Annotated in this window: 18 protein-coding genes; 4 read left to right on the plus strand and 14 right to left on the minus strand. The window is 41.8% G+C overall.

The window, feature by feature from the left end; all coding sequences use genetic code 11:
• Positions 1–20 precede the first annotated feature (20 nt).
• The 4 genes from A0125_RS07800 to A0125_RS07815 form a co-directional block, all read right to left on the minus strand.
• Positions 21–518, minus strand: coding sequence for a glucosaminidase domain-containing protein (locus A0125_RS07800; protein ID WP_231863179.1), 498 nt, complete (start codon positions 516–518; stop codon positions 21–23).
• A 37-nt stretch (positions 519–555) separates the two neighbouring features.
• Positions 556–1191 (minus strand): O-methyltransferase, encoded by a 636-nt coding sequence (locus A0125_RS07805; RefSeq protein WP_066754355.1) that lies wholly within the window; start codon positions 1189–1191, stop codon positions 556–558.
• Between the two features lie 138 nt (positions 1192–1329).
• Entirely contained in the window at positions 1330–1968 is a 639-nt protein-coding gene (gene folE, locus A0125_RS07810) for a GTP cyclohydrolase I FolE (RefSeq protein ID WP_066754357.1), read from the minus strand.
• Positions 1969–1973: 5 nt separating this feature from the next.
• Complete coding sequence (locus tag A0125_RS07815; protein ID WP_066754359.1) at positions 1974–2402, minus strand: 6-pyruvoyl trahydropterin synthase family protein; 429 nt, start codon at positions 2400–2402, stop codon at positions 1974–1976.
• 59 nt (positions 2403–2461) lie between these two features.
• Between A0125_RS07815 and mqnB the strand changes: the two genes are divergently transcribed.
• The 3 genes from mqnB (at position 2462) to A0125_RS07830 (ending at position 5031) form a co-directional block, all read left to right on the plus strand.
• Positions 2462–3085 carry a futalosine hydrolase gene (gene mqnB, locus A0125_RS07820; protein ID WP_066754361.1) on the plus strand — a complete coding sequence of 208 codons (624 nt, stop codon included), beginning with the start codon at positions 2462–2464 and terminating at the stop codon, positions 3083–3085.
• An 86-nt stretch (positions 3086–3171) separates the two neighbouring features.
• Positions 3172–4158, plus strand: a complete 987-nt coding sequence (locus A0125_RS07825) for a pyruvate dehydrogenase complex E1 component subunit beta (RefSeq protein ID WP_066754363.1) — start codon at positions 3172–3174, stop codon at positions 4156–4158.
• A 117-nt stretch (positions 4159–4275) separates the two neighbouring features.
• Positions 4276–5031 (plus strand): DUF6263 family protein, encoded by a 756-nt coding sequence (locus A0125_RS07830; protein WP_066754364.1) that lies wholly within the window; start codon positions 4276–4278, stop codon positions 5029–5031.
• A gap of 85 nt (positions 5032–5116) precedes the next feature.
• On the opposite strand, the gene gcvH is transcribed toward A0125_RS07830, so the two are convergent.
• Positions 5117–5497, minus strand: coding sequence for a glycine cleavage system protein GcvH (gene gcvH, locus A0125_RS07835; protein WP_066754365.1), 381 nt, complete (start codon positions 5495–5497; stop codon positions 5117–5119).
• Positions 5498–5569: 72 nt separating this feature from the next.
• Between gcvH and A0125_RS07840 the strand changes: the two genes are divergently transcribed.
• Positions 5570–6760, plus strand: coding sequence for an anhydro-N-acetylmuramic acid kinase (locus tag A0125_RS07840; protein WP_066754367.1), 1191 nt, complete (start codon positions 5570–5572; stop codon positions 6758–6760).
• Here A0125_RS07840 and A0125_RS07845 read toward each other — a convergent pair.
• From A0125_RS07845 to A0125_RS07885, 9 genes are all read right to left on the minus strand, one after another.
• The gene (locus tag A0125_RS07845) at positions 6754–7422 is read right to left on the minus strand and encodes a DUF2461 domain-containing protein (RefSeq protein WP_066754369.1); all 669 of its coding nucleotides are present in this window, start codon (positions 7420–7422) and stop codon (positions 6754–6756) included. The genes A0125_RS07840 and A0125_RS07845 overlap by 7 nt on opposite strands.
• Before the next feature lies 1 nt (position 7423).
• Complete coding sequence (locus A0125_RS07850; protein WP_066754371.1) at positions 7424–8224, minus strand: phosphatidate cytidylyltransferase; 801 nt, start codon at positions 8222–8224, stop codon at positions 7424–7426.
• Positions 8224–8439 (minus strand): DUF2007 domain-containing protein, encoded by a 216-nt coding sequence (locus A0125_RS07855; RefSeq protein WP_066754373.1) that lies wholly within the window; start codon positions 8437–8439, stop codon positions 8224–8226. Before A0125_RS07855 ends, A0125_RS07850 begins: the two co-directional genes overlap by 1 nt.
• Positions 8421–9395 (minus strand): CPBP family intramembrane glutamic endopeptidase, encoded by a 975-nt coding sequence (locus tag A0125_RS07860; protein ID WP_082784964.1) that lies wholly within the window; start codon positions 9393–9395, stop codon positions 8421–8423. The genes A0125_RS07855 and A0125_RS07860 overlap by 19 nt, the downstream gene beginning before the upstream one ends.
• Before the next feature lie 58 nt (positions 9396–9453).
• The gene (locus tag A0125_RS07865) at positions 9454–12729 is read right to left on the minus strand and encodes a S41 family peptidase (protein ID WP_066754377.1); all 3276 of its coding nucleotides are present in this window, start codon (positions 12727–12729) and stop codon (positions 9454–9456) included.
• A gap of 99 nt (positions 12730–12828) precedes the next feature.
• On the minus strand, positions 12829–14043 hold the full coding sequence (locus tag A0125_RS07870; protein WP_066754379.1) for an OmpA family protein: 1215 nt from the start codon (positions 14041–14043) through the stop codon (positions 12829–12831).
• Between the two features lie 205 nt (positions 14044–14248).
• A complete protein-coding gene (locus tag A0125_RS07875; RefSeq protein ID WP_066754381.1) occupies positions 14249–14833 on the minus strand; it encodes a hypothetical protein in 585 nt (194 codons plus the stop codon).
• A gap of 3 nt (positions 14834–14836) precedes the next feature.
• On the minus strand, positions 14837–15868 hold the full coding sequence (gene galE, locus A0125_RS07880; protein ID WP_066754382.1) for a UDP-glucose 4-epimerase GalE: 1032 nt from the start codon (positions 15866–15868) through the stop codon (positions 14837–14839).
• Positions 15861–16832, minus strand: coding sequence for a UDP-glucuronic acid decarboxylase family protein (locus A0125_RS07885; RefSeq protein ID WP_066755646.1), 972 nt, complete (start codon positions 16830–16832; stop codon positions 15861–15863). The genes galE and A0125_RS07885 overlap by 8 nt, the downstream gene beginning before the upstream one ends.
• Between the last annotated feature and the right edge of the window lie 30 nt (positions 16833–16862).

Consider the following 16862-nt stretch of genomic DNA (forward strand, 5'->3'; position numbering starts at 1 on the left):
GATTATGTACGAGGGTTTATTTAGTTAAGGGACGATTTTTCGTCATATTGATCTAAATCGTAACGATCGATAGTTGCCAAAACTTTGCGAGACCAATCTCCTGATGTAGAGTATCCTGATCGGGCGATTCCTTTTATCCAAGATTGATAATCTTCTGAATCGTGTTTTAAGAAAAGGGGTTGTGTGGATTTTTTTCGTTGTAGTAGCTCTACGAAATCGCGGTAGGAGGCGAGTGTAGAATCGTAACCTTTGTAAGCAGACCTAATCTTTTTACTGCTGTTTTTGCCTTTGATGCCAAAATGATTATTTAGGTACGTAGCAATTCGACTATTGCCATAAGCGCTTTCGTGAATTGCGATTGCTAAGATAACAGAAGCTGGTACTCCCGTCTCTCTCATCAGCTGCTTAGCAGCTTTGCTGTGTTTTTCCAGATAACTCGTCGGTGTGTATTTTTTCTGTGCAGTACACAAAGATGTGCCGATTGTTAACATGACAAAAAGTACACTTAGTACCTTCATCCAGTTTTTTAACATAGTGCTTTTTTTGGTTCAACCATCACTTTTTGCGTAATACAAAAAGCCCGTCTCTAATGGGCAAGATCAATTTTTCAACACGTTGATCTGCCGCTAAAAATGTATTTAATTCTAAAATTTGTCTCGTCTGACTGTCGGGTGTATCATCTAATACACGACCTTTCCACAACACATTATCCACCAGAATCAATCCACCAGAAGGAATCCTGTCTATAACCATCTCATAGTAGATTTTGTTTCGTTTTTTATCGGCGTCGATAAAAACGAGATCAAATTGCCCTTCAATAGTGGGGATCACATCTACCGCATCACCTAAATGATAACAAATTTGATGTCGTTGCTCGGACTGCTCAAAATAGTGTTGCACTCGCTCTTGCAGTTCCTCATCAATGTCAATCGTATGAATAATACCTTCTGCTTGCAAACCTTCTGCTAAAGCCAATGTCGCGTATCCGGTAAATGTGCCAATCTCCAAAATCTGCTTCGGAGCGATTAACTTGCTTAACATGGAAAGTACCCGACCTTGAAAATGACCAGATAGCATGTGTGCCTTTGTCTCCTTTAAATACGTTTCCCGATTGATTTTTTGAAGTAATATTGGCTCCTGATCACAGGTGCTTTCTAGGTACTCGCTATATTTCTCATCAGGCATATTCATCGCGACAAATATACTTATTCCCGCCACATAGACAAGTTAAAAATTGTTAATCGACTGTTGTGCAGCGTTTTGTGAAGGGTGGGTAGGTAACAAAATCAGGTCTGCCGTAGGCAAACCTGATCGGATATTCAACTATTTTTAATCTAATGATGCAGTGATCAGACGTAGGAATTCTGACCGGGTAACATCATTTTGAAATTCACCGGTAAAGGCCGATGTTGTTGTAACTGAGTTTTGTTTTTGGATGCCACGCATCGCCATACACATGTGTTTACATTCCATTACAACCGCTACGCCTCTCGGCTGCAAAGTTTCTTGAATACAGTCTCTAATCTCGTTGGTTAGGCGTTCTTGTACTTGCAGTCTTCTGGCAAAGGCATCCACAACGCGGGGAATCTTACTAAGACCAACAATATGGCCATCTGGAATGTAGGCAATATGTGCTTTTCCAAAAAACGGAAGCATATGATGCTCACACATAGAATACACTTCGATATCTTTCACGACGACCATTTGACTATATTCTTCCTCAAACATGGCACTGCGCAATAGTCCTGCAGCGTTCACATTGTAGCCGTGCGTCAAATACTGCAACGCTTTTGCCACTCGTTCGGGTGTTTTTATGAGTCCTTCGCGAGCTGGTTTTTCACCCAAAGCATCCAATATATCTGTATAATGCGCTGCGATACGTTCCACGTCTTTGGTGTTGTATTGATCGATTTTGCGGTATCCTTCCACTTCGTCGTCGTCGTCATCCAAATGGTGCAAATTGTTCATGTCAATTATTTTATTGGGGTATTTGTGCCGAAATACTCGGCATAGTTATTTTCTGTTTCGTGTAGCCTCACAGAGTGTAAGATTACATTTTCCTGATCGAAAGGAGGTTTTAGTACTTCAAATATGGATTGTGCGATCACCTCGGTTGAAGCCATTTTACCTTTCATAAAAGCGACCTCAAGATTGATGTTTTTATGGTCCACGTGTCGAATCACAAATTCGTGAATTATTGCCTTCATCTGCTTGAGATCCATTACAAAACCCGTCGCAGGATTGATATCACCCTTTACGGTAACAAATAGCTCGTAATTGTGGCCGTGCCAATGTGGGTTGGAGCAGTTGCCGAATACGCGCAAATTTTCTTCGTCTGACCAATCAGCCCGAAAAAGCCTATGCGCAGCACTAAAACGTTCGCGACGTGTGATATAGACCATATGCCAAATATACATCAAAAAACAGTTACTTTGTCTGTTCGTTATTACCGAAATTTCATATGGAGATATTAATTGTCGCGGCCACAGAGCGAGAGATAAAACCGTCTTTACCCATTTTGCAGGAGCTGGAGATCGACGTACTGATTACAGGTGTCGGTATGGTCGAAACCGCATTCGCTTTGGGCGAAAGGCTAGCTACAAAGAAATATGACTTGCTACTAAATGTAGGCATTGCCGGATCTTTCTCTCCAGATCTACCACTTGGCAGTGTGGTCGAAGTGACGCAAGATCAATTCATCGAGCTGGGAGCTCAAAACCGAGAAGAATTCCTCTCCATAGAAGAAATGGGGTTTGGCCAATCCTTATTTTTTTCGAATTCAATCGCCGGCACTATCGCGCCAACTGGTTTGCGGCAAGTACATGGCATCACCGTCAATACAGTGCATGGTAATGCCATCGCTATCGAAGCCATTCGTAAGCGGTTGGCTGAAAATCTCACCATTGAATCGATGGAAGGCGCAGCTGTACTGCATGCTGCGCATAAAAGAAACACACCTGTGATACAGGTTCGTGCGATTTCCAATTATGTAGAGCCTAGAGATACAAGTCTTTGGGATATACCACAAGCGATTCAAAAGCTACACGAATGGTTGCGCGGATACTTAATTTCGCAGCAGCGTTGATGAAGTAAAATACTTGAATCCCACTACCATAATTCGATAAATTGTAGTAGCTTTGCCATGGAAAAACAGACTATTCACTAATACTGATGAGAGAAATACAATTCAGAGAAGCGCTTCGTGAAGCAATGAACGAAGAGATGCGCAAAGATGAAACGATATTTTTAATGGGCGAGGAAGTCGCAGAGTATAATGGCGCTTATAAAGTAAGTCAAGGTATGCTCGACGAATTCGGTGCTAAACGTGTAATTGATACGCCAATTGCAGAGCTTGGTTTTGCAGGTATCAGCGTGGGTGCGGCGATGAACGGCTTGAAGCCAATCGTTGAATTCATGACGTTTAACTTCTCCCTAGTAGCTATAGATCAGGTAATCAATGCAGCAGCAAAGATTCACCAGATGAGTGGCGGACAATTTTCTTGTCCGATCGTATTCCGCGGTGCGACTGGTAATGCTGGTCAATTGGCGGCACAACACTCCCAAAACTTTGAAAACTGGTATGCTAATACACCAGGATTGAAGGTAGTAGTTCCTTCTAATCCTTATGATGCAAAAGGTTTATTGAAATCTTCGATCATCGATCCAGATCCAGTAATCTTTATGGAATCTGAGGTGATGTATGGCGATAAAGGCGAGGTGCCTGAGGAAGAATACTACATCGAGATCGGAAAAGCTAAAGTGGTTAAAGAAGGTACTGATGTAACGGTAGTTTCTTTCGGTAAAATGGTTCCACGTGTAGTAATTCCTGCAGTAGAAGAATTAGAAAAAGAAGGTATCAGCGTAGAGTTGATCGATTTACGTACCGTAAGACCGATTGACTTCGAAGCGATTATTAATTCTGTTAAGAAAACGAACAGATTAGTCGTGGTAGAAGAAGCATGGCCTTTGGCATCGATTTCTTCAGAAATCACATTCCGCGTGCAGAAAGATGCATTTGATTATTTAGATGCGCCTGTTACACGTGTTACTTCCGCCGATGTGCCTTTGGGCTATGCGCCTACTTTGGTAGAAGCCTCGCTTCCAAGCATCACGAAAGTCGTAAAAGCAATTAAAGAAGTATCTTACATCAAAAAGTAAGACTTTACATAACATAATTTGGAACCTCCATGCAGAAAACATGGAGGTTTCCTTTTTTAGTGAAAATACCATCCATAATTGCTATATTTAACTATTATAAGTACTTAGTAATTCAACATGAAGAAATTAAAATTAAGTGTTTGTTTGTTTCTAGCCGTAGCGCTAGGCGTGCAGGCGCAGGAAAAAGTATCCTTTCGATATAATCCTCCTATCGGAGAAAAATTAGTCTATAGTACGGCTATGAATATGGATATAGAAGGAGAGCAGTCTATGATTATGGATATCAATATGGTCATGACACAAACTGCGAAAGACAAAGGAGCCGACCAAGTATTCAATATCGTATCACAGATCGAGTCTATCAAAATGGACATGAATATGCAAATGATGATGATGTCGTATGATTCGGAGAATCCGGATGATAGCAACCCTGTTTCGCAACAGATGGGTGAGCAGTTTGCTCCGTTATTGAAGAAAGATATCCATGTCAAAATCAATGATCGCGCTGAGGTAATTGATGTAGCAGATGCAGAAGCATTTGCTGGAATAGGTGATATTAAGTCGATGTTTAGTGCGGCAAGTTTTCCGGAGCAGCCCGTTGCAGAAGGAGAAAGCTGGTCGATGTCTGTACCAAATGAGCAGTTGGGAGTAGAATTGAATTATAAATTGACCTATGCTGGTAAAGAGGGCGATTTAATTCGAATTAATCTAGAGTCTGAACCTGTAGAAGAAGCTGGTGCCATGAGTATCACCGCAAGTGGATACAACTTGTACGACCCAACTACGTTCGTAGTCGTGAAGTCAGAGGTTACGTCGAAGGTAGATGCACAAGGTGCTTCGATTACGAATAAGACCGTAATGGAAAAGCAATAAGCAGCACGATATTTATAAACATAAAGAGAGCGGCATCTGAAGATGCCGCTCTCTCTTGTTTTATAATAAACCGATTAATCGGTTCTTAAGAAGTTACTTCTGCTTTATACTCTTCAGCAGATAATAAACTATTTACATCTTCTGGATTACTTAATTTAACACGAATAATCCATCCAGCTTCGTAAGCATCATTATTTACCAATTCTGGAGAAGCGTCAATAGCTTCATTCACAGAGAGTACCGTTCCCTGAACAGGCATAAACAAATCAGAAACCGTTTTCACCGCCTCAATTGTTCCAAAAACCTCATTCGCTGCTACCTCTTCGCCAACACTGCTGATGTCTACAAAAACGATATCGCCCAATTCACGTTGTGCAAAATCCGTAATACCGATAACGGCTTCATCACCTTCCACACGAACCCATTCGTGATCTTTTGTATACTTTAAATCTGCTGGAAAATTCATTATTTCTCTATAGTTTTTTCAAATTTATCATTATCGGTCGACAATCCAAAAGTTAAGTGTAACTTTATTTGAATGAATACGCAGATCGAAAAGCTTTACCAGATCGCTCAAAAGAAAGAGCGATTGATCATCGGTTTAATGTCTGGTACGTCGCTCGACGGATTGGATATCGCGTTATGTCAGATCTCAGGCAGCGGTACAAATACGCAACTTCGCTTGTTAAACTTTACTACAGCGTACTATTCTGCCAAGTTTCGTGATGAGGTGAAACAAATATTTGCGCAGAAACAAGTAGATCACTTGCTTTGGAGTACGCTGCATGTGAAGGTAGCACAAGTACATGCCGATCTCGTACTTTCGAGCATGACCTCTTGGGGATTGATGAGCGATGATATTGACCTCATCGCAAGTCACGGACAAACGGTATTTCATGCGCCAAAAAGTAGCCATTGTCATCAACTGAACAGTACATTACAGATCGGAGATGGCGATCATATCGCGGTGAAAACCGGAATTATCACTGTTTCCGACTTTCGACAAAAACATGTTGCCGTAGGCGGCGATGGCGCGCCATTAGTCGTTTATGGCGATGCTTTATTATACACTTCCGAAGAAGAGCATCGCGTCTTATTAAATATCGGCGGCATGGCCAACTTCACCTTTCTTCCGAAGAAATCTTCCGGATTATCTGCTTATGCGACCGATTTAGGGCCTGGAAATACCTTGATGAATCAGTATATGCAGAAGCATTTGGATGAAGAGATGGATCGTGATGGTGAATTAGCACGTCGGGGTGTAGTTCACGATGAACTTTTAAAAGTGCTGCTCGAAACACCGTTTCTAAAGCACGATTTTCCGAAAACAACTGGCCCAGAATTGTTCAATTTGTCATTATTAGACCAAGCTATGGAACAAGTAGAAGCAACAAACTTCGATCATGCTGATATACTAGCTACGCTGGCACAATTAACGATTAATAGTATTGTCGATGGCATCAGGCGTGTAACTCAACAGATTGACTACGTCACAATTTATATCAGTGGCGGCGGTTTGCACAATCCATATTTGGTTGACGGAATTCGGAAAGGACTAACCAATCAAGGTGTAAAATCATTTGAGGAGATTGCGTTTAATCCCGATGCTAAAGAAGCTGCTTTATTTGCTGTACTGGCAAACGAAACGATTGTCGGAGCACCAGCCAATGTAGCACATATTGCGGGCGCACCAGCCGTCTGTATGGGCAAGATAAGCTTTCCCTATTGATCGATCGCTTGATGAATATAATTTTTGAACGGTAGGCAAGATGAGTAAATCTTCACTACTTCTTCTAGTGCATCTTTGCTTTCCATCGTTTTTTGGGGCACTTCGCTACTCAGCGTAAAACTTTTCAGCTTGAGTATATCGATATGTGGATGATCGGCCTCGTATCCTGCCGGCGGCCTAACCAACTTATCTTCTGTTCCTAAATCGGTCCAATTCCACTGCCCTTTTGCCAATGCGGTATGCAGTTCTTCGGCATTATAATCAATCTCCTGGCGGATTAAATCCAGATGAATTTTATTTGGTCGCCAATAACCGACTGCCAGAAAAATCTTGTTGGGTTCGATGTGAATGTAATACTCTGGGCCATCCAACTTCCTTCCATCAACAGATATACCAGCTGCTAACCAAGTTTTGTATGGCGCTTTATTTTTCGAAAAGCGAACGTCGCGATATATTCTAAATAAGCATTTGGCCGGGCTGATATCCTGATGGATATGTGGATCTACTTCAGAAAGACGCGCAATAAGAGCTTGTACAAATTCCTTCATATTCTGCTGCGCAGCATCGTAACGCGCTTTGTTTTCTTGGAACCATTCCCGATTGTTGTTTTCTGCCAATTCTGCCAAGAAGGCAAAAGTGGCAGGATAAATAAGCGTTGTCATATTATACTAATAGTAAAAATATCCAGACTAATGGCGCGGCAATTAGCAAGCCGTCAAAGCGGTCTAATAGCCCTCCATGTCCAGGAAGGATATTGCCTGAATCTTTCACGCCTAATGTGCGTTTCAGCATCGACTCGACCAGATCTCCCAAAGTGCCTAACGTACCGATCATGAATCCCATCGTAAGCCATTGCCAAAGCGGCAACACGGTATAGAAGTGCGATAATAAAGCGGCAACAACCATAGCCAAAACAACACCACCAACAAATCCTTCCCAAGTTTTGTTCGGAGAAATACGTTCAAATAGTTTAGTGCGACCGATGCTGCGACCAACCAAATAAGCGCCGGTATCATTACTCCATAACATATACAGGAAGCCAAGCGGAATATGTGCCTGATAGCTTCCGCGGATAAAACCTAGTGCTACAAAGCAGAAAAATGGAAAGGACGTATACAAAATCCCAGTCAATGTATACGAAATGTCGTGGAATGGTTTAGCATTGCCGCGATAAAGTGGGAATATAAAAATTAGACCAATAAAGGGAATAAGGAGTGCCGCATAACGCAGTGGCAGTGCTTGTAGATGATGCATTGCCAAAACAGCACCTAAGAATATGGCGGTCAAAATTCCGACGGTGGTAACCGGAATCACGTCTTGCTGCTGGCGCACCATACCAAAAAATTCGTACAAACACCATACACCGATTGCAGAAAAGAAAATAGTGAAAAAAGTAGCTCCAGATAGTGCGGATCCTATTAATACAGCAATGAATACCGCTCCCGTGATGGCACGTTTAAGCATTAATCTACAGGATTATTGGATTGTTGATCAATCAGTTCTAAGGCGGCAGTTTCATTTTCTTGCTGCACGTACAGCTCTACGTTGCCAAATCGGACATATACATCTTGTTTGTTGACCACGACAGCCGGAATATCATTCTCGATGAGCATCTGTCTTACAATCTCGGCCTCCACCACAATGCTATACGTGTTTATTTTTACCCAGCCTGGTTCCATAGTTTGAGTTTTAGTTTTGTTGATTGCCTATAAAAATACCAACCTACTGCGACACTCGCAATTAAACTCACAAAATAAAGGCTGAGGTGATAAGTATCCTCTGTCATCAACTGCTGATAAGTATAACCTTTTTTGGTGTAGAAGAAAGCAACAATCACGACGGTCGCATTGTTGACAAAATGGGCTAAAATCGGAATCCATATATTCCGTGTTAGTAACAACATATAGCCAAAGATGGCACCTAAAAGCAGTCTAGGAAAAAAACCAAAAAACTGAACATGGATCGCGGAAAAAACGATGGCCGTAATCCAAACGACCACATGTTGGTTTGCGATCCAGCGTCCCAGAATGTTTTGTATAGCTCCGCGGAAGAAAAATTCTTCGGCGATGGCAGGTAATACGGCAATCGTCAGAAGGTTTAATGCTAATCTTGAAAGTGAATCGCTCATCACCAGATTGCTAGTAAGTAATGCCATTTCATCCTCCTTCAGTCGCATCCATTCTTCTACGGCATTCCAGCTTTCGGGAAGTTGCATCGCCCTGTTCCATTCACCGATAAGATTTAGTGCGGGACTAAAAGTAATTAAGAATATGACTGCCAATCCGAAAAACAGTGCTGGCGTGCGGCCTGACATAGGCAGGTATTCAATCGCGCTATTTCTCTCTATAAATTGTAAGATGATGGGCGGTAATAAAAAAGTTGATATGCTGCTAGTGGCGAGCATGGTATACATAAATCCAGTGCTACTACCACTTCCAAATGCCATCGTATGCTGTACATTATGAAGCAGATCGCCCTCGTTTGTAAATAGTGCAGCATATCCTAGTAGCGCGATTAGCTGTAAAGAGAAGGAACAAAGCAGTACCAATCCAAATAGAATGACAAGAGAAATACCAGGTGAATTGTTTGGCGATTTGAGTGGTTGCATAATCCGAAAATAGACAAAATCTTTCATAAAAAGGGCTGCTTACTTATGTAGGCAGCCCTGTAGCAAATCAAAAAAACATCAAAGCTTAATTGACCCGAACTGGATCCGCCGGTTTTTTCATTTCTTGATAAGGATAGGTTTTCATTTCCTCGAGTAATAGCTTGATGGTACGATCTAGTTGTGGATCTTTTCCTTCCAATAAGTCTTTTGGCATTTGCTCCACAAAAATATCTGGTGCGACTCCTTCATTTTCAATGATGTAATTTCCTTTTAGGTCGAATACACCGAAGTTAGGAGAGGTAATGCTTCCGCCATCCAGCAGTGGCGGATAACCCGAGATCCCGACCAAAATACCCATCGTAGTACGGCCTACTAATTTTCCCAGACCTTTGAAACGGAACATATATGGCATCATATCGCCACCAGATCCCGCATTCTCATTAATGATCATCGCTTTTGGTCCATAAATGCCATTTCCCGGAGTCGTAAAGCTTTTGCCATCACGGATTCCCCAGCCTGAGATCAGTTCGCGAGAAAGCAAATCAATTACATAATCAGCTACAGATCCGCCGCCGTTATTTCGCTCATCCAGCAACAAGGCTTTTTTGTCCATTTGCGAGAAGTAATATCGGTTGAAAGAATCATAACCTTCACGTCCCGTATTAGGCATGTATACATAAGCAATCTGTCCGTTACTCGCTGCATCTACTTTTTGGCGATTTTGCTCCACCCAGTTCTGCCGGCGCAAGCTTACTTCGTTCGCGTAGGAGATTGGTTTTACAATGACATCGCGTGCACCATCCTTGGACGCTTTGGAGTTTATTTTGAGCGTCACTTGTTTGTTTACCGTGTGATCGAATAAGCTGTAAATATCTATATCTGCTGTCAGATCCTTTCCGTTTACAGCTAATATATAATCACCTTCCTTGACATGCAATCCTGGTTCTGCTAACGGCGCCTTGAATGACGGATTCCAATCCATACGCGTATAGATTTTCGCAATGCGATAGTAGTTATTCGAGATCTCATAATCAGCCCCCAACACACCAGCAGATACAGATGGCGTAGACGGCTCATCGCCCGGATAGATATAATTATGGCCAACTACCATCTCACCCATCATCTCGTTAAGCAGATATCCAAGATCTGCGCGATGGTTTACATAAGGTAAGAATTTAGCATATTTAATTTTCATCGCATCCCAGTCCACACCATGCATATTCTCGACGTAGAAAAACTCTTTCTGCATCGCCCAAACTTCATTGAATACCTGATCCCATTCTGCTTTAGGATCGACGAGCTGTTGTACCTCATCGATTTTTAATTTTTCCGGAGTCCCGCTTGGCTTTTTACCAGCATCTACCATATAATATCCGCCTGTATTGTAATAAACCATTTTTTTGCCATCAGCACTTATCACGAAGTTATAGGCATTGTCAATCAGGCTCTTTTCTTCGAGTTTATTAAGATCGTAGGAGAAAATACTACGGCCGCGTGTGTATATCAACATGTTGTCGACCAAGCCACTTAGCTGGCCAACTCCCGGGGAGATGTCTAGCGCTATGATACGATTATTGATCTGTACAAAATCGACCTTTATATCTTTATTCGTTGCAGTTTTACTATCCTTTTCTTTGTCTTTAGAATCTTTTTTATCCGTATTGCCCTTCTTGCTGGTGTCGTTGCTAGCTGAATCTGTTTTTACCGTCTCTTCATCACTTTCGTTTTTGAAGATCGTAGGTGTGTCACTTGAAAGGATAAAAGCATACGTGTTGAACGCTGGACTACGATCATATGCGGTCATATGCAAGCCCGAATTTGTCAGTCCGGTATTAGTGCTAGCTTGGAAAATAAGATATTTACCATCACGCGTAAATATTGGTTGACGTACTGCGCTCATGCCATCGGTGATTTGCTGCGTTTTCTTGGACTCGAGATTGTACATGAATACTGCAGTGACGCCATTTGATAAAGCCTTGATATAGGAGATCCATTTGGAATCGCTAGACCAGCTCGGTTGAAAGTGGTTGTATGTACGGCCAGTATGCGAAGCTAAATAATCATCATCTACTTTCACACGCGATTTGGTGTCGATATCGATGTAATACAAATTCAAATGCGCATCATTATAGAAAAGTTTCTTGCTATCTGGCGACCAAGTGGGTTGAAAGTAAAAAGCAGTTTCACCCAGATCCATATAGATTGGGTCTTTTTCAGCTTTCTGGTCACGCAGTACTAATTGATATTTCCCATTTTTGTCGGAAATAAACGAAATCCACTTTCCATCTGGTGACCAAGCTGGAAAGCGTTCATGCGTACCAGGAGAGTTAGATAGATTTCTCGCATCGCCTTTCTCTTTTGGAATCGAAAATATCTCGCCCCGCGCCTCGAATAATACACGCTGACCGGTAGGAGAGATATTCCACCCGCGGATGCCATCTTTCATCTTCACGTAATGAGGACGGGTATACAGTGCATCGGGATAGATCTCAATGGTTAAAGGAGTGACAGATTTGGAACTTGTATTCAACAGGTTGATCTTGCCATTGTATTCAAAAACCAATTCATGGTTTTTTCCTTGCAAAGAACGAACATCATAATCGGAGAAATTTGTTATTTTCTCTACTTTTTTCGTCTTCACATGGTAGCTGAATATATTGACTGTCTTTTCACGGTCTGATAAGAAATATACATAATCTCCTAACCACACTGGTTTTACGTCATTGCAGTTTTCGCCAGGCACGATCTCTACCTGATGGGTTTTCGAATCAAATATCCAAATCGACGGCATACCACCTCCTCGGTATCGTTTGAAAGCTACACGATCCCGCTCAGTCGGATCTCCGTTTTTGATATATGCCCAATATCGGCCATCCGCCGAAGGTGATCCTTGATAAGCTTCAGGCATGTTCAATGGCCGATCTACGCCTTTGTTGATGTCCGACTTATATAAACGCGATCCAAGAGAATAGGTGAACTCTCGAGATGTCGTAAAATAAACTTCATTATTATTTAACCATCCTCGCAAAACATCAGCAGCAGGATGATGCGTTACACGGCGTGGTTCACCTCCTTGAATAGGTACAACGTACACGTCAGTATTCCCATCATAATTGCCTGTGAAGGCTACTTGAGAGCCATCAGGAGAAAATATAGGATTCTGCTCCACGCCGGGATTTACGGTAAGACGACGGGCGTTGTTTCCATTTTTGTCGGCCAGCCAAATATCTCCTCCATACACGAAAGAAATGTGTTTGTCGCTAATACTCGGGTTTCGTAGCAGCAGTGTTTCCTCTTGCGCATGTGAGGAAAAAGTTTGACCCACTAAAAGAATTATAAAAGGTAAAACTGTTTTTAACATATGTAGTTTCGGTTAATTAATGCACTAAAGATAACAAAAATAGCCGGTGTCGAATGATCGACACCGGCTATTTAAAGTAGTTGTATTGATGAAATACAGTTAGTCTGCTATAACAATTACTGCACGGCTCAATCGAGGGTCATCATAGTACATATTATCTACACCACCTTTGTATTCTTTTACTAATTGAGAAGGAGATACGTTGAATTCTCTAACAAGGACATTGTATATCGCTTCTGCGCGTTCTCTACTTAGGCGTTCATTGATTTTCGCAGTACCAGTACCTTTATCAGCGTATCCAGTAATGCTATATTTGATGTTAGGATCACCTTCTTTAATCATATCAGCAAAGAAACTTAGGTTTACTCGAGCTTCATTGCTTACGATACTTTTGTTGATTTGGAAGGTTACCAAGATCGGAGCTACAAGCATGTTGCGCTCGATCTGTACTTCGGTAATTGTGCTATTTTTAGCTTCAGCCAACTGCTTTCTCAAATGATTATTATCTTGAGCCAATTTGTTAACTGCGCTACGTAATGCGCTAAGATCTTCTTCGTTATATTTGATGATGGTAGTTTTTGGCTTATCCCAATCTCTTTTCTTTCCAAAATTGTATCTAATGCCAAGAGTAGCGCTTCCTAATCCGTCTTCTAAGCGGTTTCCAACCTCACCATCAAAACGATCTCCGACCATCGATCCGCGAACATCTAAGGTAAGATGAAATGCAGGACTCAAGCGAAAGGTATTTAATACACCGATGCTTGCACTTACTTCTCTACCACTGCCAGGATTTTCATCGGCATATTTAGTCATTATCATTAAACCCAATCCAGCATATGGGCTGATTTCGTAAAAACGATTATCGCGGTATCCGCCAAGTAGATTTGATAGATTAAATAACACATCTCCATGAAGATGAATGAAATTCAATTCTTGTCTCTCAAGCTCATAACCTTCCCACGGAAGCTTATCATACGGGCCAACAACATAGCTGCCATTTTGAGTAAGGCCATTTGCTTTAAATCCGTTAGCACCTAAACGCACACCAATACCTGGTGTAAACCATTTACCTAAGTACGCTTCAAAAGCAGGAGTGATACGATCCCCAAGCTCCATTTGCTTGTTGTGGTCACCGTAATAAATCTGCGCACCGGCTCCAACACCGATAAACCAGTTTTGAAAAAAACGGTTGGTTTCTACTTTGTATTTATCATCGTGTACAATAGTCGTTGTGTCACGACGAATCTCATAAGTTTGGGCTGAAGCGGACATGGAAGTCACAATTCCCATGATTAAAATGAATGTATATTTCATTGCTAATGGATGTTTTGGTATGGTGCACTATTTTTTATGATCACTCATGAGAACTTGGTTTTCAAAAAACCTTGAAATACATCGGTGACCAATCCCATGCAAATATATTGATCAATTGAGACAAAACCCTCTTTTTTTTAAACTATGTAGTCAAAACACTACAGGTGAGAGGTAAAAAATAGTTTTTTTTCGCTTTGAGGTGAAATTATTCAATATTTTCAGGAATGTGATGATATCTCAAATAGGATGCAAGCGGACTTTCGTATGCAGTAGAAATGATCATTTGCAGATCTTCCCGAAAGTCAAACCGGAGATCTTCATGCAGCTTCTGCCATTTGCCATAAGCGAATTTTATTCGTGCCGCCAAATACTGGTGTAGCTTGTGGCTAGCGTGCAGATGATCCTGGTCAATGATATGGGCAAATCGTGTGAGTGCCTCCTCCAATATCAATAATCGAAATTCTAATTCACTTACTTTGTCTTTGGTGATCTTCTCATGCTCATTCACCATACCGTTCGTCTGGCGTACCAGCTTGTTTAGGGCTATGATATTACTTAAGCTATTTTTATTTGTCAATAACTTGGCCGCGTTAGCGAAGAGCTCTCTCAATTGGTCTCTCAAATTATCAACACGCAGTTGCAAATCCGCCTCGTCTTCCAGTAGCTCGAAATGAAGCTTTTTTATCAGCAACTTATCTTTATTGATTAATCGGATTAGTAGCTTGTCTTTTTCCTTGTTTGGAAGAGCTAGGATGGCCGCTTTGAGTTCCGGCTGTTGGTGTACAGACATAGATTATTCCACTAACGGATTTTCTTGCATATATTTCTCCCAAGCCCATGCTGATGACATCATTTCCTCGATACCCAGCTCCGCTTTCCAACCCAACTTTTCAGTAGATTTGTTAACATCGCCCCATACCTGTACAATGTCGCCATCTCTTCGTGGGCCAATCTCGTAATTCAGTTTTTGTCCGGATGCTTTTTCAAACGCTTCAATGGCTTGCAATACCGAATAGCCGATTCCGGTACCAATATTAAATACATCGTATCTTCCGGCTGGATTTTTATTTTCTAACAAGCGAATAGCTGCGACATGTGCTTTTGCTAAATCTACAACGTGGATATAATCACGTACGCAAGATCCATCAGGAGTATCATAATCGCCACCAAAAACCGTTAGCTTTTCCCTTTTGCCAATCGCCGTTTGTGTGATGAATGGGAGAAGATTTTGTGGAACGCCAAGCGGTAGCTCACCAATAAGTGCCGATGCGTGCGCGCCAACCGGATTAAAGTACCGTAAGGATATGATTTGATAATTGTCGTGTGCCTGTGCAGTCTCTTGTAAGATTTCTTCGGCGATCTGCTTCGTATTTCCATAAGGCGATTCGGCCGCTTTTACTGGCGCCGATTCCGAAACAGGCAATTCGTCTGGCTGTCCATATACCGTGCAGCTGGACGAAAATACAAAATTGACCGGAGCACCTTGATAAGCATTCAGCAGATTGATCAAGGAGAAAAAATTGTTGTGGTAATATTTTAAAGGCTTCACTACCGATTCGCCAACTGCTTTGGAAGCGGCAAAATGGATGACACCCGATATGTCGGGGTTGTTATGCACAAAACTTTTTACGGCAGATTCGTCGCATAAATCAAATTGGTGAAACTCTGGTCGGTAATTGATGATTTTCTCAATCTGATCCAAAATCCGAATGCTTGAATTCGATAGGTTGTCAACAATAATGGGAGTGTAGCCAGCTTGGTACAATTCTACTACGGTATGTGAACCAATGAACCCAGTGCCGCCTGTTACTAAAATTTTACGCATTTCTTTTGAAATATATTTGAGTTGTTTCTTGTAAATCAATTTTGTCCATCGCTCGATAATAAGCGATCGTTTGGAGTAAGCCCTCCACTCGAGACACATTTGGTGCCCAGTCTAATAAGCTTTTTGCTAATGCAATATCTGGCTGCCGCCGTTGCGGATCATCAACTGGTAAATCACCAAACACTACGTTTGACGAGCTTTCTGTCAGTTCAATAATTTGCCTAGCGATATCCGTAATAGTAATCTCATCTGGATTACCCAAGTTGACCGGCTTCGCATAATCGACATGTAGCAAGCGGAATATGCCTTCGACCAAGTCGTCCACGTAGCAAAATGAGCGTGTTTGCTGCCCGTCACCAAAAACACTTAAATCTTCGCCACGAAGCGCCTGCGCAATAAATGTTGGCAACGCACGACCATCATTTAGTCGCATTCTTGGTCCAAATGTATTGAATATCCGGACTATTCGTGTGTCTACGCCATGAAAATTATGATAAGCCATCGTCATTGCTTCTTGAAAACGCTTGGCTTCATCATAAACACCTCGCGGACCTACAGGATTTACATTTCCCCAATAGTTCTCCGCCTGCGGTGAAACCAAGGGATCGCCATATACTTCTGATGTAGAAGCTACCAGGATTCTTGCTTTCTTTGATTTAGCTAATCCTAAAAGGTTGTGCGTTCCTAATGAGCCTACTTTAAGCGTCTGTATTGGTATACGCAGATAATCTACAGGACTGGCTGGCGATGCAAAATGAAGAATGTAATCAAGATGCCCAGGAATATGGACAAACTTAGAGACATCGTGTTGGTAGAATTCAAAATTGGGCAATTGGAACAAATGTTCAATATTGCGCAAACTTCCGGTGATCAGATTGTCCATTCCAATCACCTGATGCCCTTCACGAATAAACCGATCGCACAAGTGCGAACCCAAAAAACCGGCTGCACCCGTAATTAGCATACGTTTAGGAAAGGCTTGCTTCACTGTATT

The organism is Sphingobacterium populi, from assembly GCF_001586775.1.
Lineage (GTDB): Bacteria > Bacteroidota > Bacteroidia > Sphingobacteriales > Sphingobacteriaceae > Sphingobacterium > Sphingobacterium populi.